Below are 22888 nucleotides of genomic sequence, written 5' to 3' on the forward strand. Positions count from 1 at the left end.
ATTTCGTAGAGTTGGATGGCTTTGCTGTCAGACCCGTCTGCTATTACTTCTCTTGACTCATTCGCGCTCTCCCGAAGGACCCGTGAGCATGCTCGTCACCCTGATACGGCGCTACTCCAAACCGTATTTGCCGTACATCCTTGCTGTGATCGCCTTCCAGCTGGCATCCACCATCGCAGCGCTCTACCTGCCCAGCCTTAACGCCCAGATCATCGACGAGGGCGTCTCCCGCGGCGACACGGATTTCATCTGGCGCACCGGGGCGCTCATGCTCCTGGTGGCCTTCCTGCAGGTGGGCACGGCCATTGCCGGGGTCTACTTCGGGTCAAAGACGGCCATGGCCGTGGGCCGGGATCTCCGCCGCGGTGTTTTCCGCAAGGTGACCAGCTTCTCCGCCAAGGACGTCAACGCGTTTGGCGCGCCCACCCTGATCACCCGCGGCACTAACGACGTCCAGCAGGTCCAGATGCTCGTGCTGATGGGCCTGAACTTCATGGTGTCCACACCCATCATGTGCATCGGCGGCATCATCATGGCCCTGCGTGAGGACATCAACCTGTCCTGGCTGGTCTGGGTTTCGGTCCCGGTCCTCTTCGTGGTGGTGGGCTACCTCGTCGTGCGTCTCATTCCGCTGTTCCGCTCCATGCAGACAAAGATCGACCGCATCAACGAGGTGCTGCGCGAGCAGATCATCGGCATCCGCGTGGTCCGGGCCTTCGTCCGGGAACCCTACGAGACGGAGCGGTTCGGCCAGGCCAACAGGGAACTGACCGACGTCTCGCTGAAGATCGGCGCATTGTTCGTTCTGATGTTTCCCGCCATCGGCATGATCCTGCACCTGTCCACCGCGGCGGTGCTCTGGTTCGGCGGCCAGCGGGTGGACTCGGGCGACATGCAGGTCGGCGCCCTGACAGCATTCCTGCAGTACCTGCTCCAGATCCTGATGGCCGTGATGATGGGCACCTTCATGGCCATGATGATCCCGCGCGCGTCCGTCTGCGCGGACCGCATCGGCGAGGTGCTCGACGTCGAACCCTCCATCCTTGAGCCCCGGCAGCCGGTCACCCCAGGACAGCTGGAAGGCGTGGTGGAGTACCGCAACGTCAGCTTCGCCTATCCGGGGGCCGAGGCGCCGGTCCTGAGCAACATCAGCTTCACCGCCCGGCCGGGGCAGACCGTGGCGATCATCGGCTCCACGGGTGCAGGCAAGACCTCCCTGCTGTCACTGCTGCCGCGGCTCTACGACGTCGTGGACGGTGAAGTACTCCTCGATGGCGTCTCCGTCAGCCAGCTGGACCGTGCGGAAATCACCAGGCGCGTTGCCCTGGTTCCGCAGCGGCCCTACCTGTTCTCCGGAACCATCGGGCATAACCTCCGGTTTGGAAATCCGGAAGCCACCGACGACGAACTCTGGGACGCCCTCCATGTGGCCCAGGGCGACGGTTTCGTGAAAGAGAAGAAAAACGGGCTCGCGTCCCGCATCGCCCAGGGCGGCACCAATGTGTCCGGAGGCCAGCGCCAGCGGCTTTGCATCGCGCGTGCCCTGGTCACCAGGCCCAAGGTCTACCTGTTCGACGATTCCTTCTCCGCCCTGGATGTCGCCACGGACGCCCGGCTGCGTGCCGCGCTCAAACGCACCACCGCTGATGCCACCGTCATTATCGTCGCGCAGCGCATCTCCACCATCACGGAAGCGGACCAGATCCTGGTGCTGGACAACGGCAGGATCGTGGACCGGGGAACGCACGAGGAACTCCTCGAAACGTCGCCCACCTACCAGGAAATTGTTGAGTCCCAGCTGAGCGTGGAGGAAGTGGCATGAGCGCCGACCGGAAGGGCGGCCAAAACCCCGCCGAAAACTCCACGACGGCAGCAGACCAGGGCGCAGTGCTGGAGGATGACGACTTCGTGGAGGAGGAGTACCAGCCGGGTGAGGCCGACGGCGGCATGTTTGGTGCGATGCCGGCCAAGAAGGCCCAGCATTTCTGGCCCTCGGCCAAGCGGCTCATGGGCCTGCTGAAACCGGAAGCCGCCGGCATCTACGTCGTCGTCGGCATGGTGATCATTTCGGTGATCCTCAACGTCATTGCCCCCAAGGTGCTGGGCCAGGCCATGGACGTTATCTTCGGCGGCGTCGTGGGCAAGCAGTTGCCCGCAGGCGTCAGCAAGGACCAGTTCGTCGAGGGACTGCGGGCGCAGGGGCAGAACAACTTCGCGGACATGGTCTCCCGGATGGAGCTCGTGCCCGGAACCGGCATCGACTTCCAGAAGCTGACCGTCCTGATCTCAGCCGTGCTGCTGATGTACTTCGTGGCCAACATCTTCCTGTGGCTCCAGGGCCACATCCTCAACAGGATCGTCATGAAGGTGATCCGGCAGCTCCGCGACGACACCGAGAAGAAACTCAACCGGCTGCCGCTGAACTACTTCGACACCCGCCAGCGCGGTGACGTGCTCTCCCGGGTGACCAACGACGTCGACAACGTCCAGCAGGCGCTGCAGCAGGCGTTCGCCCAGCTCATCAACTCGGTGCTGACCGTGCTCGGCATCGTCATCATGATGTTCATCGTCTCGTGGCAGCTGGCGCTGATCGCCCTCATCGCGCTGCCGCTGTCCGGGGCTGCGGCCGGCGTGATCGGCGCGCGGAGCCAGAAGCTGTTCGCGGCGCAGTGGAAAAACACCGGTGAGCTGAACGGCCAGATCGAGGAGTCCTTCTCCGGGCACGACCTGGTGCGGGTCTTCGGCCGTGAGGCCGACATGCTGGAGCGCTTCGAGGAGCGCAACGAGGCCCTGTACAAGGCCAGCTTCGGCGCACAGTTCGTGTCCGGCATCATCTTCCCCGTGATGCAGTTCGTCTCCTACCTCAGCTACGTCGGCATCGCGGTGGTGGGCGGCCTGCGCGTCGCCTCGGGAAGCATGAGCCTGGGCGACGCCACGGCCTTCATCCAGTACTCACGCGAGTTCACCCAGCCGCTGGGGCAGATGGCCGGCATGGCCAACATGCTGCAGTCCGGCGTGGCATCGGCCGAGCGGGTGTTCGAGTTCCTGGACGCGGATGAGCAGGACACCGAGACCGCAACGCAGCACCTGCCGGCCAAGACCGATGGCCATGTGGAGTTCCAAAACGTCACGTTCAGCTACACGCCGGAGAAGCCGCTGATCGAGGACCTGTCCTTCACTGCCAAGCCGGGCCATACTGTGGCCATCGTGGGCCCCACCGGCGCGGGCAAGACCACCCTGGTGAACCTGGTCATGCGCTTCTACGAGCTCAACTCCGGCTCAATTACGCTCGACAACGTGGATGTCACCCAGCTAAGCCGCGCCGAGCTGCGGTCCAAGGTGGGCATGGTGCTGCAGGACGCCTGGCTGTTCGGCGGATCCATCTATGACAACATCAGGTATGGCAACCTGGACGCCACCGAGGACCAGGTCATGGCGGCGGCGAAGGCCACGTTCGTGGACCGCTTCGTCCGGGCACTCCCCGACGGCTACAGCACCGTCATCGATGAGGAGGGCAACAACGTAAGCGCCGGTGAAAAGCAGCTCATCACCATCGCCCGCGCCTTCGTGGCCAACCCCTCGCTGCTCATCCTGGACGAGGCCACCAGCTCCGTGGACACGCGCACCGAACTCCTGGTGCAGAAGGCCATGGCTGCGCTGCGCACGGACCGGACCAGCTTCGTCATCGCCCACCGCCTCTCGACCATCCGCCACGCCGACACCATCCTGGTCATGGAGAACGGCAAGATCGTGGAGCAGGGCAACCACCACACCCTCTTAGCCGCCGAAGGCGCCTACTACCGGCTGTACATGTCGCAGTTTGCGGGCGCTGATGCCGAAGAGATTCCCGTGGACGACTCGACGGCGGTGCGCAGCTGAGCGCGCACAAGGCCGGAGGCCACCCGGCTCCCCGGCGCATCGAGGTGCCCGTGCCCATGCGCTGGGGGGACATGGACGCCTATGGGCACATCAACAATGTCCAGATCGTGCGCATGCTGGAGGAGGCCCGCATCGCCGCCTTCGGCCCGCCCGCCGGTGCCGGGCTGCCGGGGATCGATCCCCACGTGTCGCTGTTCAACACCGTTCCCCAGGGCACCATGGCGCTCGTGGTGGACCACTGGATCCGGTACGTGAAGACCCTCGAATACCGCAACATTCCGGCGGTGGTCCAAGTGTGGGTCGGCGCAGTCAAGGGCGCCAGCTTCGATATCCACTACCTTGTGCAGGACCCGGTAACTGGCGACGATTGTGTGAAGGCCTCAAGCCATTTGGCCTTCGTTGATGAAGCCACCGGAAGGGTGCTGCGGCTGAGTCCGGAACAGAAGCAGCTGCTGGAGCCCTTCATTGAGCGCAAGGAGCATTGACCGTGGGAAAGCGGAACCTGGGAAGGAAAGACATGGCCTGGAAGAAGAAGTCCTGGAAGGAGCTTCCCCCTGCCGCCCGCATCGGCACCATCGTCGTCGGAGCTGCGCAGCTCGCCTACCTCACGGCGGCCCAGCGCGACCTCTCACGCCGCCCGGCCGAGCAGATCCGCGGCTCCAAGTTGTTCTGGCGGCTGGCAACCCTTATCAACTTCATCGGCCCGAGCTGCTATTTCGCCTTCGGCAGGAAGCGGCTGCCCGCTCCTACCCGGAAGTAGCCTTACCTTCGGGCATGGTGCTGGTGCTCAGGTTAACCCTGTAAATTTGAACGCATGACCCCCGCCCCAAAGCCTGCCATGCACCGCGCCCTCGGAGTCTCCAAAGAGATCGAGGAAGCCGCCTGGTTCGTGCTTGGTGCCGGTCTGCAGGGCAGGCCGTCGGCACTGGACGGCCGCACGCAGACGTGGACAGCGGAGGCCGCGGCGGAACTGCTGGAACGGCTCGAGCGGGGAGTCGCCGACGCCAAGGCGCCCATGATGACCAACCTGCGGCACAACCTGGCGGACGCGTCCCCTTCCGCGAAGCAACTGGCCGTGGAGCTCCTCTTCCTGCAGTCGCTGCCGCTGGCGCACGAGGTCAAGTCGCTCAAGGTCAAGCGGGCCCGGGTCGCCGAGGCAGCGTCCTGGCTGGAGCCGCCGCTCGAGCTCCCCGAGGAGCTGTACCGTGGCATGACCGACCACGGCGTCATCCGCGACCGGACTGCGGAGTTCAACTGGACCATCTGGGACCACCTGAAGTGGCTTTGCCGGTTCGTGCATCACGTGGACCGTCAGTCCACCGCCGTAATCAGCCAGGCGCTGAAGGATCCGCTGGCCTTCCACCAGCTGGCTGCGGGCACGCCGGAAGACCAGCCGGCCATCCGGCGCAGCATCGAATACCTCGCCTGGCCCAGCTACTTCGAACCGGTGGTGGCCGACATCGAACGCCAGGAGATCAGGGACGCCTTCGCCTCCCTCGTCGGCGGCGCGAAGGGGGACAGCGAGGAGGAAATCACCGCCGACATCCGCCGCATCCGCCTGCACCTGGACGAGCAGGCAGGCCAGCGCATCGACTGGTACTCCCGGCAGCTGGTGAGCCAGTGGCGCAAGGTCGGGGACCCGGGCCGCCGTGCCTGGCTGCTGCGCACCCACCACGACAACGCCGAGCTCCTGGCTGCCTGGCACGCAGAGGAGAAGGTGACGCTCGACGTCGAACACCTCCGCCTGCTTGACCCCGGCGTAACGGCGGGGCTGGTACAGCACGCCGTTGACGAGGACTACAAACACCTCGGCTACGTGGAGCGGGAGGACACCAAAACCGCCATCTTCGCCTTCCTGACAGTGATGAAGCCCGGCGACCTCGCGCTGTACCAGAGCGCCGGTACCGTGCGCATCGGCGTCGTGCTCGGGGAGCCGGACCATAACGGCGACAACCGGCGGCTGCGCCGCAAGGTGCGCTGGTTCGACGAAGCCCACGCCATGACCGACCTGCCGCGCCACATCCAGCGCCAGCTGGCCACGTCGGGCATCGTCGTCGACGTGACCCGGGTGGTGCAGGCGCTGCAGGCGCTGCTCCCGGCGGAAGCGGAAACCGAGCCCGACGCCGACGCGTCACCGGCCACCGTCGCCCTCCCCGTGCTGGGCGGCTTCCGCCCCGTCACCAAGGAGTTCGCGGACTCCCTCCACATGGAGGTGGAGCCGCTTCAGGAGATTGCCGACCTGCTGGAGGAGAACCGGCAGCTGGTCCTGTACGGGCCGCCGGGAACGGGCAAGACCTACCTGGCCAAGCACCTCGCTGCGGAACTGGCGCAGGACAGCACCGACGAGCGCGTGAAGCTCGTCCAGTTCCACCCCTCCTATGCCTACGAGGACTTCTTCGAGGGGTACCGGCCGGACAAGACGGACGAGGGCCAGGTCTCCTTCAAGCTCGTGGCCGGTCCGCTGCGCCGGCTCGCGGAGGAGGCGGCGAAGCCGGGCAACGAGTCGAAGCCGCACTTCCTCATCATCGACGAGATGAACCGGGCGAACCTGGCCAAGGTGTTCGGCGAGCTGTACTTCCTGCTGGAATACCGCGATGACCGGATCTACCTGCAGTACAGCCCAAACGAGCCGTTCACGCTCCCGGACAACCTGTACATCATCGGCACCATGAACACGGCGGACCGCTCCATCGCGATGATGGACGCCGCAATCCGCCGCCGCTTCGCGTTCATCGAACTGCACCCGCAGACCGAACCGGTGAAGGGATCGCTGCTGCGGTTCCTGGAAGCACGGCAGCTGGACACCACGCCGGCGCTGCTCCTCGATGCGCTCAACCAGGCGATCGATGAATGGGACCGCGACCTCATGATCGGGCCCTCCTACTTCATGAAGAAGGCCGCGCAGACCCCTGCCGGCCTGCGCCGCATCTGGAAGTACGAACTCATGCCGCTGCTGGAGGAGCACTACCACGGACAGCTGAACCGGGCCCAGCTTGAGGAACGCTTCGGGCTGGACCAGTTGCTGGGACGCCTTGCGGCTCGCTAGTCCCGCCGGCCTCGGCGTGACGGCGGGTTCCGCAGGGTCGGCGGGCTTTCGTGCCCCCGCGGGTTTCCCGACGGCGGCCGGTTCCGGCGCCGCTGCCCGCGGCAGCCGCGGCAGCCTTGGCTCCGTCCCGGGCAGGCGGCACATCGTCCTGGACGAGCTCTCCGGCGGCACCGTGGAGAAGCTCGACCCGGACAGCGCCGCGTTCGTGAACTCTAGCGGCCTGGCCAAGGCAACACCCATGGGCATGGGGCTGTTCCGGATCGAGACCCTCGGCAGAGTGGGGTCGGTACGTACTCCGCAGGTGCAGCTGGATGTGCGGCCCAAGGGCCGGCTGGGTCTGAACCGGCTGCTTTTCCTGCTGAGCTACGCCGGCGACCAGGGCTTCCGCGACGATACCGTGGAGGCGGACGAGGACGCCGAACTGTGGAGTGCCCTGGCGGCATCCCTGGCGCAACTCGCCGAGCGCGCCCTCCAGCGTGGCGTCCTGCAGGGGTACGTGACCGTGCACGACTCGCTCCGCACGGTAAAGGGCCGCATCCGGATCTCGGACCAGATCTCCCGCCGGCCGGGAATGCTGGTGCCGCTGGAAGTGTCATACGACGAGTTCACTGAGGACATCCCGGAAAACCGCATCCTGCGCGCCGCCCTGGACCGCATGTCCCGCGTCCCGGGAGTCCGCCCGGATGTCCTGAGCCGCCTGCGGCAGCTCAAGGGAAAGCTCGACGACGTCACCCGCCTCCACGCGGGCGCTCCGCTTCCGCCGTGGCGGGCCAGTCGGCTGAACCTCCGCTACCACGCCGCCCTGCGGCTCTCCGAGGTCATCCTGCGCAATGCATCCGCGGAAGCGGGGGAGGGGAAGCAGCAGACGGCATCGTTCGTCGTCGACATGGCCCAGGTCTTTGTGGATTTCGTCGGTGCGGCGCTGCGCCGGGCCATGGCGGCCTTCCCCGGCGAGATGAGGCTGCGGTACAACGCGATGCTGAACGAGGCCGTCCGGGACTCTGACCGGCTGACCGTGAACCCGCACGCCGTGCACCTGCTGGGCGGCCGGCCTGTGGTGGTGTACGACGCCCAGTACCGCGCCGGCAGCGATCAGGGCGCGTCGCTTACGGCGGACCATTTCCAGATGCTGGCCTACTGTACGGCGTTGCGCGTTCCCACGGCATGGCTGATCTACGCCGGAGCGGGCGAGATGAAGCTGAGGAGCATCCTCAACACCGACATCGACATCGTGGAGTTTCCGCTGGATCTTTCGCGGCCGCCATCGGAGATCCTGGCAGCCGTCGCCGACCTTGCCCAGCAGTCCTGGGGAGAAGTGGTGCGCCAGGCGAGCCTGGGCCGCTAGACCCGCTGTTCCTCCGGCTCGCCGTGAGGTGCAGAACCGTACACTTCGGTGCTTTCCACCTCAGAATCGTGGAGCTCGGAAGCGTGCAGCTCTGAATCGTGCAGCGCATGAAGATGCTCGAGGAGGGCCTTTTCCGGGGACCCGACGTTGTGCGCAAGACACTGCCGAAGCCGTTGCCTGGCACCGGCGCAGGCTGGATCGCTGTCCTCCAGCACAGACGCAATGATGCCCAGGACCTGCCACCGCAAGGAGTTGTTGTTGGGGCGGTCCACGTCCACGCCTTGGTCGGGAGGGCCATCTGGCAACGCATTCTCTGACGGGGATGAGAACGGCTCAGCCACCCGGAAGTCGGCCGCGTGGAAATACGCATCAGAGTGGAGAAAGTTGTGGGCGTCCCACCGGAGATAGTCTGCCATGCTGACAGTCCAACTTTCAGGTATGCCTCAGTGTGAGGCAGTGACCGGGCAGGACCATTTGCCTAGGCGCCTGCAACTGAAGACCATGCACTCAAACAGGAGCAGAAGCACCCGAAAACTGTACGGACTTACTAAGAACAATATCCCAAGACAGACAGGTCTGTCTCGCCTTTTGCGATAGAATAATCGCAATGGCAGAGGTACCCAGCTCCCAGCAGTGGAGCGCCGGGAGACCACCTTCCGGAATGCTTCAGACTGGGCCGCAGCCGGCCGCCACTGAAGGTTTCCCGTTCACAACGGGAGGACGGACGATTGGCGAGGAGATTGCGGCGTCCGGTGTTGCCAGGATGCGCGAACGGATCGTGAACTCCGCGTATGACCTCTTCGCCCGGCGCGGCATCCGGGATGTCGGCATCAATGAACTCATCAGCAGCTCGGGCGTCGCAAAAGCCACCTTCTACCGCCATTTCGCCTCTAAGGATGAGCTCGTGCTGGCGTTCCTCGAGAAACGCGACCAGGTTTGGACAGTCAACACCATCATGGGGGAGGCCCGGCGCAGGGCGGACGCTCCCGAGCAGCAGCTGCTCGCCATCTTTGACGTCTTCACGGACTGGTTCCACCGCACGGACTTTGAAGCCTGTTCCTTCATCAATGTGCTGCTGGAAATGGGCGCCTCCCACCCGCTGGGTCGGGCCAGCATCGACTACCTCGCCAAGATCCGGGAACACGTGAAGCAGCTCGCGGACGAGGCCGGGCTGCAGCGGACTGACGATTTCTCCCGTTCATGGCACATCCTGATGAAGGGCTCGATCATCTCGGCGGCGGAGGGCGACCTGGACGCGGCCCGGCGTGCGCGCCGGCTGGGCAGATGGCTGATCGAGGACCACCGGGCATAGCAGCGAAGGGCGCAGCACCCGGACCTGTCCGCTACGGATAGCTCGATGCAGAACTCAGTTCTGCACGGGCACCGCGAACGTGAACGTGGTGCCTTTCCCCACCTCGCTGGCGAGCGAGACGCGCCCACCGTGGGCTTCCACGATGGCCTTGCTGATGGACAGGCCCAGCCCGACGCCGGGAATCGTCGAATTGCGGACGGCCGCGGACCGGAAGAACTTGGCGAAAACCTCCTCCTGGTCCTGCTGGCTCATGCCCATGCCCATGTCGCTCACGCTGCATACCATGTGGCCGTCCTCGGACCGCAGCGACACCACTACGTCGCCGCCGTCGGGAGAGTACTTGATCGCATTCGAGACGAGGTTGTCCAGCACCTGGGAGATGCGCGCGGCATCGATCTGGGCCTCAAGCGTGGCCGGCGCGTCGGCTCGCAGCTGGATGCCCGATTCTGCGGCACGCGGCAGGGCGGCGGTGACGCTGGTGCGCACCAGCTCAGCCACGTTCACCGCCTCCGGGGTGACCAGCAGCTGGCCGTTGCGGCTGGAGAGCAGATCTGAGACCAGTGTGAGCAGGCGTTCCGAGTTCCGCCGGATGATCTCCAGCGGGCCGCGCTGGGAGTCGGTGAGATCGTCGTCGTCGTCCAGCAGAAGCTCAACGTATCCAAGAATCGAGGTGAGCGGCGTACGGAACTCGTGCGAGACATTGGAGACGAAGTCGTCCTTGGCGGCCAGCGCGTTGACCAGCTCGGTGACGTCGCTGAACACAATGACGGAGCCGGCGAAATTGCCGTCCTGGTCCTGCATGGGCCGCGCGCTGGTGGATATGGCGCGTTGTTCGACTCCCGCTCCGAGCCACACTAGGTAGTCGGTGAATTCCTCGCCGAGGATCGCCCGCCGGACGGGCCGCTGGTCGGTGGGGACCAGCGTGGTCCGGTCGGCGGCGAAAACCAGCAGCTGGGATTCGTTGGGATCGTCAATGGTTGGCGGCGTGGCCAGCTGGTGATGCTTGCGCTGCTTGCGGTTCATCAGGATGTCATTGCCCTGGGCGTCGACGGCGAGGACGCCCAGGTGCACCGTGTCCAGAACAGTGTTCAACAGCCGTTCCTGGCGCTTGCTTCCGGTCAGCACACCGCGGAGCTGGGAGTCCTTCTCCTCGAGATCCCGCTGCTGCCGGACCATGCTGAGCGTCATGACGGACACTGTGACTCCAATACCAAGCATCATTACTGGCAGCAGGAAGGAGCGCGCAAGGTCCGGACCTGAGACGTCGCCGCGGAGAAACAGCGGTACCCAGATGATTCCCAAAGGGCCGAAGAAGGACAGTGCCACTGCCGTCTTGGGGAACAGCCCGGACGCGCATAGCCAGATCACCGGAAAAACCGCCATCAGGCTCAGTCCCGTCAGGCTGTCCTGGCCTCCCTCCCTGCCGAGGGAAATCGAAACCAGATCCAAGAGTGGTATCACCAGGAAAGAGGGGTAGGGAAGCCGCTGCCAGGGCACGGCAAAACAGAGGATCAGTATTACCGCCTGTGACAGCAGAAAACTGATGAAAAGGGGATTTAGCAGCGTTTCTGGGAAGAACGCCAAGATAAGAAAAGCCGTGATTCCTACCGTGACGGACAGCGGCATTTGGCTCAGCATCACCCTGCCCCGCAGGGAATACTCGTGGAAAGGCCGCCGGAAGAACCGGATCCGTCCGGATGAGTCTTTCCAGGTACTGCTCATGGGCGATGGTCCATCTGGACGGGGCGTGAGAAACGCATAGGAGCAGGATATCCGCCGGGAGCTATACTGCAGACGGGATGTAGCGGGCTGAGGGGGCTGCGATGGGTGATACACGCGTAGGACTGGTCATTGAGGATGACCACGATATTCGCGAATTGGTGCGCGTTGTTTTGACGCAGGCGGGCTTTGAAGTGCGTGCCGCAAGCAGCGGAGCCGAGGGTGTTCTCGCCGCCAAGGAACTTGACCCGGCGGTCATCACGCTCGACCTCGGACTGCCGGACATCGACGGCTTCGAAGTCGCCCGGCAGATCCGCCAGTTCTCCGACGCATACATCGTTATGCTCACTGCACGTGCAGAAGAGCTGGATACCCTGATCGGACTTGAGTCGGGTGCAGACGACTACCTCACCAAGCCGTTCCGTCCCCGCGAGCTGCGTGCCCGGGTTGCGGCCATGATGCGCCGCCCACGTTCGACGCCGGACCTTGCCGAAGAGGGCGGCTCACCTGCCGCCGCTGTGAGTGAGGCGCGGAAGTACACCCACAACGGCCTGGATCTGAGTTACGAATCCCGCACCGTTGCCGTTGACGGCCATGAATTGAGCCTGACGCGCACCGAGTTCGACCTGCTGCATGCCCTGCTCGAGGCGGGCCGCATGGTCCGTACCAAAGCGGACCTGGTGCGCCGCCTGCGGGACGAACCGTACGACGTCGGAAGTTACATCAGCGAAGCGGACGAGCGGTCCGTGGAAGTGCACATGGGCAACCTGCGCAAGAAACTCGGCGATTCCGCACAGAATCCGCGCTGGCTGCAGACCGTCCGCGGCGTGGGCTACCGGCTGGCTCCCGCCGAGCACTGAGGCCCGCGGCCTCGCTCCCGATCAGCCTGCTGCGAGAAACGTCTCCAGCTGCTGCTCCACGGCGGAGAGGTCCCTGAGCTCGCACTCCCAGACGGTGAGTACGTCCCAGCCGTCGTTTTCGAGCTGACGGCGCTGGCTGGCGTCGCGCTCCCGCGTGCGGGTGCGTTTCGTTTCCCAGAATTCGGCGTTGGCCTTGGGGGAGTGCTGGCCCACCTTGCAGTCATGGAAGTGCCAGAAGCAGCCGTTGATGAAGATCACCTTGCGCCGGCCGGCGAAGACGAGATCGGGGTTTCCCGGCAGCTTGACGCCGCGCGAGGCCCCGTGCAGGCGATACCGGTAGCCCTTGGCATGTAGGAGGCGGCGCACCAGCAGCTCGGGCTTGGTGTTCTTGCCCCGGATCCGGGACATGTTCCAGCTGCGCTGCTCAGGTGTCAGCCGGTCCGCCATGCTCCCAGTCTAGGCCGGCGGCCCCGCTAGAAATCGCGCTCCGGCTGCTCGCCGAACTGGAAGTGCCGGCCGGTCACGGAGCCCGGATCGATCTCGACGTAGAAGTCCTTGAGCGTGGGCACCCAGGATGCGAGTCCCAGCTCCTCGGCCTCGGCAATCTCCGCTGACTTGCTCAGCACGCGCGCAGTGCCGCGGAGTACCACCGACCACGCCTGGTCCGACATGATGCCGTCCGTCTCGAAGAGGACCCTGTCGTTGATGGTGACCTGGGCCAGCTTGTTGCCCGGCGCCGTGCGGAAGTACAGCTTTCGGCGGCTGGTCACGTAGTTGACGGGGAAGATATCCGGCTCGCCCGCCACAGTGACCACGAGCCTGCCGTGCTTTGTGTTTTCCAGAAGCTGCCAGCATTGCTCTTCGTCGAGGATCAGGATGGGATCGCCGTCGGTGTGGTTGAACATCATGCGCTCCATTCTTCTACGGGCTGTAGAAAAAGGATAGGGGTACGGAGAGATTTTCCCAGCAACACTGTTGAGGCGCCATGGGGTAGCCTGTGGATAACTTTGAGCCGGAAAGTGTGACCTCGGTTACCCTTTAACCATTGTTCGGACACAGATGTCTTGAAACCTATCCGGGGGGATTAGCGCATGACTTCTCGTACCTGCTTTTCTGAACGCCTCCGCTTGTCCGTGTTCTCCGCCGTCGCTGTGTCCGTCCTTGCGCTCACCAGCTGTAGCGGTGGAGGCGACCCTCAGGCCGGACCGACTGCCTCTGCTGTGGCGTCGCCAGCCCAGTCCACGCCCGGTTCGGCATCCGCCACGCCCAGCGCCACCCCGACGCCTAAGCCGACACCCGTCTACAAGCCGGCCGACGCAAAGGGCAGGGCGCAGAACGTGCCCGTGCCGGTCAAGCCACCCCTGGCCGACAAGAATACGAAGGAGGGCCTGGAGGCGTTCACGAAGTATTGGTATGAGCTCATGGGTTACGCATATGAAACCGGAGATCTCAAGCCAGTTGATGCTGTCACTGCAGCTACATGCGCGTCTTGTGTCAGAGTCCGGCCGACGATTCTGTCGTGGAATTCCGATGGCAGATGGATAGAAGGCGGGGCTTTTGAGATATTCGATGCAAGCACAAAGTTTCGTCCGGATGCCAATGGCAATCAGCAGGTCTTTGTTCAATACCATCGACTCGCCACAAGTTATCGTGAGCCAAATGGAGCCATCAAGCAATCTTTTAAGCGGTCTAACTTGCTGGCCGATATCTTTCTCGCTAAGTACCGAGATGACGGTTGGTTTGTTAGAAACGTTGACCGTGTGGGTGGTTAGATCATGGTCGCCTGGGGGAGGCGAGTTGTACTCCAAGTCGTGACTTTCGTGCTGTTTGCATCGACATCCTTCGCTGGTGCCGGGGCGGCTACAGCCGATGAGCCGATCGTTGATTGGGCTGAGTCAGGTGTGGGCGTTTGGCATCAGGATGAGACGGGAAATTGGGTTGACTTGCCTTTTGAAGTTCCCCAGATTCAAAAGGCGTACAAGTACGAAATGCTGTGCATTCGCAATAACCAGAATGACGTTGACGCGGCGTGTATCGCACGGGCCAACTGCGATGCTGGCAAAGATGGACGGCCCGTGCGGTGGTACGAGCGCTTTTTGAGTGGGCCGCCCAACGTCTGGAGTCCGATTCGTCCAGACCGTTGCATTTACACTGAGGATCCGAGTGACGTGCTCGGTAGGATCGCTGCCCAAATCCAGCGACGTTTCGAGCAGCTTCCTGTCGATGCAGGCACTCTGGGTATCCAGCCGCGACCTCATACTTTGAGGGGCGCTGAGACCAACTTCTATGCGGAATCCTCCGAGCAGGTCTTCGACGTGACAATGCTTGGCCAAAAGGTCCACATCATCGCCAAGCCCGTCCAATACCGGTGGGACTATGGCGATGGAGCTTCACTTGGTCCGACTACCACCATGGGCGGCCCGCTCCCTCAGGACCGCTGGGGTGAGAAGACCAGGACCAGCCACGCCTACGCCGCAACAGGCGACTTTAGCGTCGTGCTCACCACATACTTCCAAGGGACCTACTCCGTGAACGGCGGTCCGGATCTTCCCATACCCAACCAAGGTCAGTTCAGCTCTCCACCCCAAACGGTGAGTGTCTGGCGCTCTGTCACGCGCAACTACGCCGACGATTGCCTCGCAAATCCGCAGGGTGAAGGCTGTCCGTCGACTAGGTGAACCGCGCGAGTAGGTGAACTGCAGCACATGCGGAATAGTTGCACGCGCGCCACAGTTACAGCTGGTGAACCTGATGCATTGTGAAAGGAACTCCGCATGCTGTTTTCCCCGCTGACACTCGGCGAGCACGAACTCCCCAACCGCCTCGTCATGGCACCCCTGACCCGTGTTCGCACCGGCAAGGAAGGCGTACCCGGCCCACTCGTTGTGGAGCACTACCGCCAGCGCGCGTCTCTCGGTCTCATCGTCAGCGAGGGAACCTACCCCAGCCCTGCCGGCCGTTCCTACCCCGGACAGCCCGGACTGGTAACCGCCGAGCAGATTGCAGGCTGGAAGAAGGTCACCGACGCCGTGCACGCCGAGGGTGGCCGGATCTTCGCCCAGATCATGCACGGCGGACGCGTCTCGCATGAGGACATCAACGGCGGCCACCGCGTCGTGGCTCCCAGTGCAATCGCCGTCGAAGGTGAAACTCGCACCTACAACGGCAAGCAGCCGCACCCCGTGCCGCACGAGCTCTCCATCGACGAGCTGCCGATCGTCCGCGAGGAAATCGTCGCGGCGTCGCGTAATGCCATCGAGGCAGGGTTCGACGGCGTTGAGCTGCACTCCGCCAACGGTTACCTTCTCCACGAATTCCTGGCGCCGAACACCAACGTCCGCACCGACAGCTACGGCGGCTCACCCGAGAACCGTGCCCGCTTCGTCATCGAGACGGTGAACGCCGTCGTGGAGGCACTCGGCGCCAACCGCGTCGGCATCCGCATCTCGCCCGAGCACAATGTCCAGGGCATCGAGGAAACCGATGCCGCCGACGTCCGGGCAACCTACGAGGTGCTGGTCAACTCGATCGCCCCGCTGGACCTGGCCTACCTGAGCATCCTGCACGCCGACCCGACCGGCGACCTGGTCCAGGACCTGCGGTCGCGCTTCAACGGCCCGTTCCTGGTCAACACCGGCTTTGGCGTCATCACCACCCGCGAGGAGGCTTTCTCGCTCGTGACCGATGGACACGCGGACGCCGTCGTGGTGGGCCGGCCCGCCATCGCCAACCCGGATCTCGCCCGCCGCTGGCGTGAGGGCCTGCCGCTGAACGAACCTGATCAGTCCACGTTCTACGCCGAGGGCGCGAAGGGCTACACCGACTACCCGGTGTACCAGCCGGCCTAGCCTCCTCTGCTCGAACGAGCCGTGATCCACTGATGGCGCCGCCCCTTCACCCGGGGCGGCTCCATTGGTTTAACGGGCAACGTTCTTGAGTGAATCTTGACGCTTTGGCGCATGGATACCTGAGCGGGGGACGGCATTGTTCTTTCCAGGGGAAATCTATCCATCACTTCTTGAAGGGTCTCACCATGAAGAACAGCGCACTGATCAAGGGAACCGCCGCCATCGCCGTTGGTGCAGCGCTGCTGCTGGGTGGAGGTGGCACGCTGGCCTCCTGGAACGCCTCCCAGTCCGCCACTCCCGGCACGGTCGTAGCCGGCGACCTGAACCTCGTCAAGAGCGGAACCGGAGTCTGGACGGATGGTTCCGATAACCCGGTCAGCATCTCCAGCTACAAGGTTGTCCCGGGCGACAAGCTCACCTACACCCAGGTCCTCGACGTGACCCTGACCGGGGACAAGATGGCAGCCAACATCGCCGCCACAGGCACGGGCGCGGTGAACGGTTTCGACCCCGCCAACGTCATTGTCAGCGAGCCTGTCCTGACTGTCGACGGCGACCGTGTTGACAATCCGCTGACCACTTCGGCAACGGTCACCGCCACTATCACCTTTGAGTTCAAGTCGGCCACCACGGGCCGCTCAGACGCGACCAAGTCCTACAACTTCGGCAACGTCGCCTTCACCTTGAACCAGATCGCCCCCGCGTAGCCGTTACGAAAACTGCTTCCGGCCGCTTCCCCCAAAGCGGCCGGAAGCTCCACGTCAGCAGTAGTCGACTGAGGGTCAGGAGGAGCCATGGGCATCCCACGCCACCTGCGGGCCGCGGCACTTGTCGCCGCGGCAGTCCTCTTGGGCCTCCTGACCGTTCAGGGCAGCTACGCACTCTGGTCGGCCGCTGCCGCCGCGGCGCCGGGCACGGTGACGTCAGCATCCTTCGACGTCAACCTCGCCGGGGCGCCTTCCAACCAGGTCACAAGCATGACAGTGGCAGGGACTCCCGCAAGCCTGGCGGTCACTACCCAGTCAATTCCCCTGGCCGCGCTGATGCCCGGAACCGCTGTCTACGCCAGCGTTACCGCCACGAACAATTCCGACGCCGGTGGCCAGTTCAACATCCGCGTCACCTCAGGCGCGGCGGTGCTTACCAACGCCGGGGGAGGCAGCTTGGCCACGTACCTCACCGTCAGCGCCAAGTCCGCAACCAGCGCGGCCGCGTGCGGCACGACGGGGTACACCGGCCTCACACCGGTAACAGTCCCGAAGGGCGCCAGCACAACACTGTGCTTTGAAGTCAGGCTCGCCTCCAACGCTCCAGCCGCCGTGAAAGGACAAGCCGTGAGCATCTCGATCCCTCTCACTGCAACGCAACTTTGCGGGGTGCCCAGTGGCTGCGCCTAGCATTCTTACGACGGCGGATGCGTCCGCTGCCCGTCCCGCTGACGGTGCGGATCCAGGCGACGCCGCCCGGGACAACACCCGCGATGCAGTCCGCCCGCCCCTCCGCTGGCTCGCGGCGGCAGGCAGAGCCGTCAACTTCGTGCTGCTGATGGTCGCGGTGTTCGCCGCCCTGGTCCTTATCCTCGTCCCGAAGGCCACCGGCTCCGAGACCTACGCGGTGCTGACGAACTCGATGGCGCCCAAGTACTCGCCGGGCACCTACCTGGTGGTCAAGCCCGCTGCTTTCAGCGAACTGAAGGCCGGGGATGTCATCACGTTCCAGCTGGAATCGGGAAAGCCCGCGGTGGAGACGCACCGCATCATTGGCTTCGGAACCACCCAGACGGGGGAGAAGACCCTCATCACCAAGGGCGACAACAACGACACCAACGATCCCAACCCCATTCGCGAGCCGCAGGTGAAAGGCAAGCTCTTCTACGCCGTCCCATATGTGGGCTATGTTGCCAACGCGCTGGGGAACTCCGACCGCGGCCTCTGGGTGACGGTGGGTGCTGCCGGCCTCATCGGATACGGCGCACTGCTCATCTTCCGGAACGTCCGCAGCCGGCGCCGCGAAGCAGGCGCGGCGGCATGAAAACTCCCGACGTCGTCCAGGCCAAAGTCCCCGGCGCAATGCTGGCGCTCTTCGCTTTCATGCTGACGGTGCTGCTGGGCATCGGCGGGACCTCCGCCGTCGCCTTGTGGCAGCAGTCAGCGACGGCGAACCTGACGGTCTCGGCCGCTGACTGGTCGCCGATTTCCGTCGCCTGCACCGAGGGCTCAAACAACAGCAACAGGTCCCTGACCTTGACCGTAACCACGGTAGGCACGGTGAATCAGCAGCCGCTCATCTCCTCCCGCAGCCTCTCCGGCTCCTACGGAACCGAATCCAGCGTGGGATCGTCCATTGTCCTCCAGCCGTCGTCGCCGCTGGTGACCTCGGCCATAGGCTCGGCCAGCGCGGGATTTGCTGTCCGGGTGCGAGCCCAGGTTGACGGGCAGTGGGTGTCCGCTGAAATCACCACACTGTCGGTCAATACAAATAACTCCAAGATCTTCTGCGCCTGATGGCAACGTCACGGGTGCAGCCCTCCCTGAGGCATCCCTATAGGATCTGATCATGCAAAAAGCGTCCAACGGCACCCGCGCCGGCAGCCGGCCCGAGGATCAGACCGGGCGCAAGGGAGGCCGGACCGTCAGCCGCCAGGTCCTGGCCGACCACGTCTACGAGGAGCTGCTGGCCTCACTGATGGACGGCAGACTGGAACCAGGCGCGGCCGTCAGCATTGACGGAACCGCCCGCGAGCTGGACGTTTCCCCGACCCCTGTCCGCGAAGCACTGGCCCGCCTGGAACACACGGGCATGGTCCGCAGGGTGGCGCTCAAGGGGTATCGCGTTGCACCGGTCTTCACCCGGGAGGACTTTGCGGATCTCATGGAGGCCCGGCTGGCGATCGAGCCCGTCAACGCCCGCCTCGCCTGCGCGCGCCTGAACCCGCGCCGCCTTGCCGAGCTTGAACAGACAGTCGAGGACCTGAAATCTGCGCCGCGCGGCCCGTCCTTTGTGGAGTACAAGGACTATCTCGAAGCCGATGAGCGCTTTCACCAGCTGATCGCACAGCAGACCGACAACCAGTTCATGGTGGGTGCCTATGCGGCCCTGGGCGGACAGGTCCAGCGCTTCCGGCTTTTCGGCGGTGTGGGCATCACCGACGCGGAATACGCCATCGCCGAGCACCAGTCCGTCCTGGACGCGCTGTCCAGCGGCGACCCGGACAAGGCCGAAGCGGCCATGGCGGCGCACATCCAGAAGGTCCGCGAACGCGCAATGGCCGACGCCCCCGAGGAGTAGAGCCGGGCCCGCCCCGGAGGAATAGAGCCGGTGCCACCAATGTAAGCAGCAGAGGGTGTTTCCAGGTCTGGGAACGTCCTCTGCTGCTACCTAGTTGGGAGAGGCGTAGCGTGGAAGGTGCAACGACCCCGGCTTCCAATGTGGGCCGCTTCACACGCCGGCTTCATCCCTATAGGATCTTCGATGATCGCCCAGAAGAACACAGCGCTTGAAGATGTGACCTTGACAACTGCTACTAGATAGTAAATCCTATAGGAAACAGGATTCCACGAGGGAGTGAATACGAATGGCTTACACCGCCGACAACTGGCCCATCACCGCCGCTCTGCTGCAGTTCCCGGGCGTTGACGCCCAGGGCACCCACATCAACGACGCCGACGCCTCCGCCTGGGCCGAGGTCTTCACCGAGGTCAAGGAAGCAGGCTTCGCCAACGCCGACCTCACCGACAGCTGGGTCCGCCCCGGCGACCTGAGCAAGGAGCGCCTCGCCGAGTTCAAGCAGACCGCCGACAGCGTCGGCATCGGCATCCCGGTCATCTCCGCCATCCGCCAGAGCATCATTCAGGAGGGCAAGTGGGAGGACAACCTGGCCTACAGCCACCGCACCATCGATGCCGCAGCGGAACTCGGCTGTGAAGTCGTCTCCTTCGGTCTGCACCAGGCAATCACCCCGGAGCAGCAGAAGCAGCTCTGGTTCTGGACCGTCGAAGGCTACAAGGATCCGGTCGGGAACAAGGAAGCCTGGAACAACGCCGTCTCGCGTTTCCAGGAACTTGGGCGCCACGCTGCTGAGGTTGGCATCCTGCTCTCGCTCGAGATGTACGAGGACACCTACATCGGCACCGCGGACTCCTCCGTGCAGTTCGTCCAGGACATCGGCCTGTCCAACGTCGGCCTCAACCCGGACCTCGGCAACCTCATCCGCCTGCACCGGCCCATCGAGGACTGGCGGGAAATGGTTGCCAAGACCCTGCCGTACTCCAACTACTGGCACATGAAGAACTACATCCGGGACGAGGACGTGGCCCGCGACATGTACGTCGCCATGCCCGCCCCGATGGAAAGCGGCCTGATCAACTACCGCGAGGCGTTCAAGGTGGCGCTCTCCGTTGGCTTCCAGGGCATCCTGTGCACCGAGCACTACGGCGGCGACGGCCTCTCCGTGACGGCCAGCAACCAGGACTACCTGCGCCGCCACGTCCTGCCCAAGAAGGACGGCTACGCCCTCGGCCAGAGCCAGGTGGCGCAGGGACGGCAGCAGCCCGCCGCCGTCGCCCGCTAAAGGCGCCTCACTAGAAGCAACCGATCATCCAACCCGGATTCAATGAGGAACCATGACTCAGATCTTCGACAATCCCGCTGATTTCGCAGATGAGGCGCTGGACGGCTTTGTCGCCGCCAACCGCGGGTACGTTGCCCGCGTGGACGGCGGCGTAGTCCGCTCCACCGAGATCCCCGCCGGCCAGGTGGCTCTCGTGGTGGGCGGCGGCTCCGGCCACTACCCGGCCTTCGCCGGCCTGGTCGGGCCCGGCCTGGCCGCCGGTTCCGCGTGCGGCAACATGTTCGCGTCCCCCGCCGCCGGACAGGTTTACCGCGTGGCCAAGGCAGCCAACGCCGGCGGCGGTGTGCTGCTCAGCTACGGCAACTACGCCGGTGACGTGCTGCACTTCGGCCAGGCGCAGCTGCGTCTCAATGCAGAGGGCATCGAGACCCGCACGGTGCTGGTCACGGACGACATCGCCAGCGCACCGCTGGACCAGATCGAGAAGCGCCGTGGCATAGCCGGCGACCTGACCGTCTTCAAGATCGCAGGCGCCGCCGCCGAGGCCGGCCTGAACCTCGACGAGGTGGAGCGCTTGGCCATCAAGACGAACTACCGCACGCGGTCCCTCGGCGTCGCCTTCGACGGCTGCACGCTGCCCGGCGCCACCGAGCCGCTGTTCCACGTGCCGGCCGGCCAGATGTCGCTTGGCCTGGGCATCCACGGCGAACCGGGCATCTCCGAGCACCCCATGCCCACCGCCTCTGAGCTTGCTGAACTGCTGGTGTCCCGGCTGCTCGAGGACAAGCCGGACGACGCCAGCGACCGCGTGGTTGCCATCGTCAACGGCCTGGGCACCGTCAAGTACGACGAGCTGTTCCTCCTTTTCGGCAAGGTCGAAAAGCTCCTCAACGCCGCCAACCTGACAGTCGTTGAACCGGAGTGCGGCGAGCTCGTAACCAGCCTGGACATGTCCGGGCTCTCCCTCACCCTGCTGTGGCTCGACGACGAACTCGAGCAGTTCTGGGCCGCGCCGGCGGACACCCCTGCCTACCGCAAGGGCAACACCGCGCCGCGTCCCCGCCGCGAACTCACCGGCACCGACGAGGCAGCAGAAGCGGAGACCGAAAAGGCAACCACGGCGTCCGCCAACCTGGGCCGGCTGGCAGCCGCCGTCCTCGCCCAGGTGCGGGACGTCGTCGTCGAACATGAAGCGGAACTGGGCGACTTGGACGCGATTGCCGGCGACGGCGACCACGGCATCGGCATGCGCCGCGGTGTTGACGCGGCCGCCGCCGCCGGCGAGCAGAACGCCGAAGCCGGAGCCTCGGTTGAGCGCGTGCTCACCGCCGCGGGCGAAGCCTGGAGCGAGCGCGCCGGCGGAACCTCCGGCGCGCTTTGGGGGACGGCCGTCATGGCCGCAGGTCTCGCGCTGGGCAACCGGGAGTCGTACGACGCCGGGGATGCGGCCTCCGCCGTGTCCGCCTTCACGAACGCCATCACCGAACTCGGCAAGGCAGAGCCGGGGGACAAGACCATGGTTGATGCCCTGCTGCCATTCCGGGACGCGTTCAAGGACGCTTTCGACGGCGGGACCTCCCTTGCCGGGGCCCTCACCAGTGCCGCTGCCGCCGCCACCGAGGCGGCCAGCCGGACCGCGGACCTGCGCCCCCTCAAAGGCCGGGCCCGCCCGCTGGCTGAAAAGAGCCTCGGCCACCCGGACCCCGGTGCAATTTCGTTCGGACTGATTGTCGAGCGGGTTGCCACCTACCTCGCATCTGAAACGGCCGATTCCACACCGGCCGTATCCCACATGGCCCCGACGGCCGGAAACGGAGCAACAGAATGAGCAACACAGAAGGCTGGCGCATTGTCATCGGCAACGATGAGGCCGGCGTCGAATACAAGGAAGCACTGAAGGCCCTGTTGGAGGCCGACCCGCGTGTTGCCTCCGTCGAGGACATCGGGGTCGCGGCCAACGACTCCACCGCCTACCCGCACCTGGCTGTGGCCGCGGCCCGCAAGGTGGCCGAAGGTGAAGCGGACCGCGCGCTCCTGATCTGCGGCACCGGCCTCGGCGTGGCCATTGCCGCGAACAAGGTGCCCGGCATCCGTGCCGTCACCGCTCACGACAGCTACTCCGTGGAACGCTCCGTGCTCAGCAACAACGCCCAGGTCCTCACCATGGGCCAGCGCGTCATCGGGCTGGAACTTGCCAAGAAGCTCGTGGGCGAATGGCTGGGGCACCGCTTCGATGTGAACTCCTCCTCAGCCGCCAAGGTTGACGCCATCTGCTCGTACGAACCCGACTACACGAAGGCCGACTGAAC

23 protein-coding genes are annotated in these 22888 nt (G+C 64.7%); 19 read left to right on the top strand and 4 right to left on the bottom strand.

Annotated elements, in window-relative coordinates:
- Positions 1-88 precede the first annotated feature (88 nt).
- The 6 genes from ACFTR6_RS07295 (at position 89) to ACFTR6_RS07320 (ending at position 8270) form a co-directional block, all read left to right on the top strand.
- Positions 89-1822, top strand: a complete 1734-nt coding sequence (locus ACFTR6_RS07295; RefSeq protein ID WP_377957489.1) for an ABC transporter ATP-binding protein — start codon at positions 89-91, stop codon at positions 1820-1822.
- Entirely contained in the window at positions 1819-3879 is a 2061-nt protein-coding gene (locus ACFTR6_RS07300; RefSeq protein WP_377957392.1) for an ABC transporter ATP-binding protein, read from the top strand. The genes ACFTR6_RS07295 and ACFTR6_RS07300 overlap by 4 nt, the downstream gene beginning before the upstream one ends.
- 56 nt (positions 3880-3935) lie before the next feature.
- Positions 3936-4364 (top strand): acyl-CoA thioesterase, encoded by a 429-nt coding sequence (locus ACFTR6_RS07305; protein ID WP_377957393.1) that lies wholly within the window; start codon positions 3936-3938, stop codon positions 4362-4364.
- Between the two features lie 32 nt (positions 4365-4396).
- Positions 4397-4639 carry a hypothetical protein gene (locus ACFTR6_RS07310; RefSeq protein ID WP_377957394.1) on the top strand — a complete coding sequence of 81 codons (243 nt, stop codon included), beginning with the start codon at positions 4397-4399 and terminating at the stop codon, positions 4637-4639.
- Between the two features lie 54 nt (positions 4640-4693).
- Positions 4694-6925, top strand: coding sequence for an McrB family protein (locus ACFTR6_RS07315; protein ID WP_377957395.1), 2232 nt, complete (start codon positions 4694-4696; stop codon positions 6923-6925).
- Positions 6926-7067: 142 nt separating this feature from the next.
- A complete protein-coding gene (locus ACFTR6_RS07320; RefSeq protein ID WP_377957490.1) occupies positions 7068-8270 on the top strand; it encodes a restriction endonuclease in 1203 nt (400 codons plus the stop codon).
- Here the strand turns inward: ACFTR6_RS07320 and ACFTR6_RS07325 are convergent.
- Positions 8267-8686: a hypothetical protein gene (locus ACFTR6_RS07325; protein WP_377957396.1), complete on the bottom strand. Its 420-nt coding sequence runs from the start codon at positions 8684-8686 to the stop codon at positions 8267-8269. The genes ACFTR6_RS07320 and ACFTR6_RS07325 overlap by 4 nt on opposite strands.
- A gap of 347 nt (positions 8687-9033) precedes the next feature.
- Between ACFTR6_RS07325 and ACFTR6_RS07330 the strand changes: the two genes are divergently transcribed.
- Positions 9034-9582 (top strand): TetR/AcrR family transcriptional regulator, encoded by a 549-nt coding sequence (locus ACFTR6_RS07330; RefSeq protein WP_377957491.1) that lies wholly within the window; start codon positions 9034-9036, stop codon positions 9580-9582.
- A 54-nt stretch (positions 9583-9636) separates the two neighbouring features.
- On the opposite strand, the gene ACFTR6_RS07335 is transcribed toward ACFTR6_RS07330, so the two are convergent.
- Positions 9637-11304 carry a sensor histidine kinase gene (locus ACFTR6_RS07335; RefSeq protein WP_377957397.1) on the bottom strand — a complete coding sequence of 556 codons (1668 nt, stop codon included), beginning with the start codon at positions 11302-11304 and terminating at the stop codon, positions 9637-9639.
- 101 nt (positions 11305-11405) lie between these two features.
- Between ACFTR6_RS07335 and ACFTR6_RS07340 the strand changes: the two genes are divergently transcribed.
- Positions 11406-12161, top strand: coding sequence for a response regulator transcription factor (locus tag ACFTR6_RS07340; protein WP_076798683.1), 756 nt, complete (start codon positions 11406-11408; stop codon positions 12159-12161).
- A gap of 21 nt (positions 12162-12182) precedes the next feature.
- Here the strand turns inward: ACFTR6_RS07340 and ACFTR6_RS07345 are convergent, their stop codons facing one another.
- Together ACFTR6_RS07345 and ACFTR6_RS07350 are read right to left on the bottom strand one after the other, a co-directional pair.
- Positions 12183-12608 (bottom strand): very short patch repair endonuclease, encoded by a 426-nt coding sequence (locus tag ACFTR6_RS07345; RefSeq protein WP_076798682.1) that lies wholly within the window; start codon positions 12606-12608, stop codon positions 12183-12185.
- A gap of 26 nt (positions 12609-12634) precedes the next feature.
- Complete coding sequence (locus ACFTR6_RS07350) at positions 12635-13069, bottom strand: pyridoxamine 5'-phosphate oxidase family protein (protein WP_076798681.1); 435 nt, start codon at positions 13067-13069, stop codon at positions 12635-12637.
- A 183-nt stretch (positions 13070-13252) separates the two neighbouring features.
- Here ACFTR6_RS07350 and ACFTR6_RS07355 point away from each other — a divergent pair, with 183 nt between their 5' ends.
- The 11 genes from ACFTR6_RS07355 to ACFTR6_RS07405 all read left to right on the top strand — a co-directional run bounded on the left by ACFTR6_RS07355 (position 13253) and on the right by ACFTR6_RS07405 (position 22886).
- Entirely contained in the window at positions 13253-13933 is a 681-nt protein-coding gene (locus tag ACFTR6_RS07355) for a DUF6318 family protein (protein WP_377957398.1), read from the top strand.
- Positions 13934-13972: 39 nt separating this feature from the next.
- Entirely contained in the window at positions 13973-14839 is an 867-nt protein-coding gene (locus tag ACFTR6_RS07360) for a hypothetical protein (protein ID WP_377957399.1), read from the top strand.
- Positions 14840-14935: 96 nt separating this feature from the next.
- The gene (locus ACFTR6_RS07365) at positions 14936-16009 is read left to right on the top strand and encodes an alkene reductase (protein ID WP_377957400.1); all 1074 of its coding nucleotides are present in this window, start codon (positions 14936-14938) and stop codon (positions 16007-16009) included.
- A gap of 185 nt (positions 16010-16194) precedes the next feature.
- On the top strand, positions 16195-16716 hold the full coding sequence (locus ACFTR6_RS07370; RefSeq protein ID WP_377957401.1) for an alternate-type signal peptide domain-containing protein: 522 nt from the start codon (positions 16195-16197) through the stop codon (positions 16714-16716).
- A gap of 87 nt (positions 16717-16803) precedes the next feature.
- Positions 16804-17406 carry a hypothetical protein gene (locus tag ACFTR6_RS07375; protein ID WP_377957402.1) on the top strand — a complete coding sequence of 201 codons (603 nt, stop codon included), beginning with the start codon at positions 16804-16806 and terminating at the stop codon, positions 17404-17406.
- Positions 17393-18040 carry a signal peptidase I gene (locus ACFTR6_RS07380; RefSeq protein ID WP_377957403.1) on the top strand — a complete coding sequence of 216 codons (648 nt, stop codon included), beginning with the start codon at positions 17393-17395 and terminating at the stop codon, positions 18038-18040. The genes ACFTR6_RS07375 and ACFTR6_RS07380 overlap by 14 nt, the downstream gene beginning before the upstream one ends.
- Positions 18037-18513, top strand: coding sequence for a hypothetical protein (locus ACFTR6_RS07385; RefSeq protein ID WP_377957404.1), 477 nt, complete (start codon positions 18037-18039; stop codon positions 18511-18513). Before ACFTR6_RS07380 ends, ACFTR6_RS07385 begins: the two co-directional genes overlap by 4 nt.
- A gap of 52 nt (positions 18514-18565) precedes the next feature.
- Positions 18566-19297 carry a GntR family transcriptional regulator gene (locus tag ACFTR6_RS07390; protein ID WP_377957405.1) on the top strand — a complete coding sequence of 244 codons (732 nt, stop codon included), beginning with the start codon at positions 18566-18568 and terminating at the stop codon, positions 19295-19297.
- 286 nt (positions 19298-19583) lie between these two features.
- Positions 19584-20579 (top strand): sugar phosphate isomerase/epimerase family protein, encoded by a 996-nt coding sequence (locus tag ACFTR6_RS07395; protein ID WP_377957406.1) that lies wholly within the window; start codon positions 19584-19586, stop codon positions 20577-20579.
- Positions 20580-20631: 52 nt separating this feature from the next.
- A complete protein-coding gene (dhaL, locus tag ACFTR6_RS07400; RefSeq protein ID WP_377957407.1) occupies positions 20632-22407 on the top strand; it encodes a dihydroxyacetone kinase subunit DhaL in 1776 nt (591 codons plus the stop codon).
- Entirely contained in the window at positions 22404-22886 is a 483-nt protein-coding gene (locus ACFTR6_RS07405) for a ribose-5-phosphate isomerase (RefSeq protein WP_076798672.1), read from the top strand. The genes dhaL and ACFTR6_RS07405 overlap by 4 nt, the downstream gene beginning before the upstream one ends.
- Positions 22887-22888 lie beyond the last annotated feature (2 nt).

It is taken from the genome of Arthrobacter sp. NPDC057009, from assembly GCF_042673905.1.
In the GTDB taxonomy this organism is placed as follows: Bacteria; Actinomycetota; Actinomycetes; order Actinomycetales; family Micrococcaceae; genus Arthrobacter.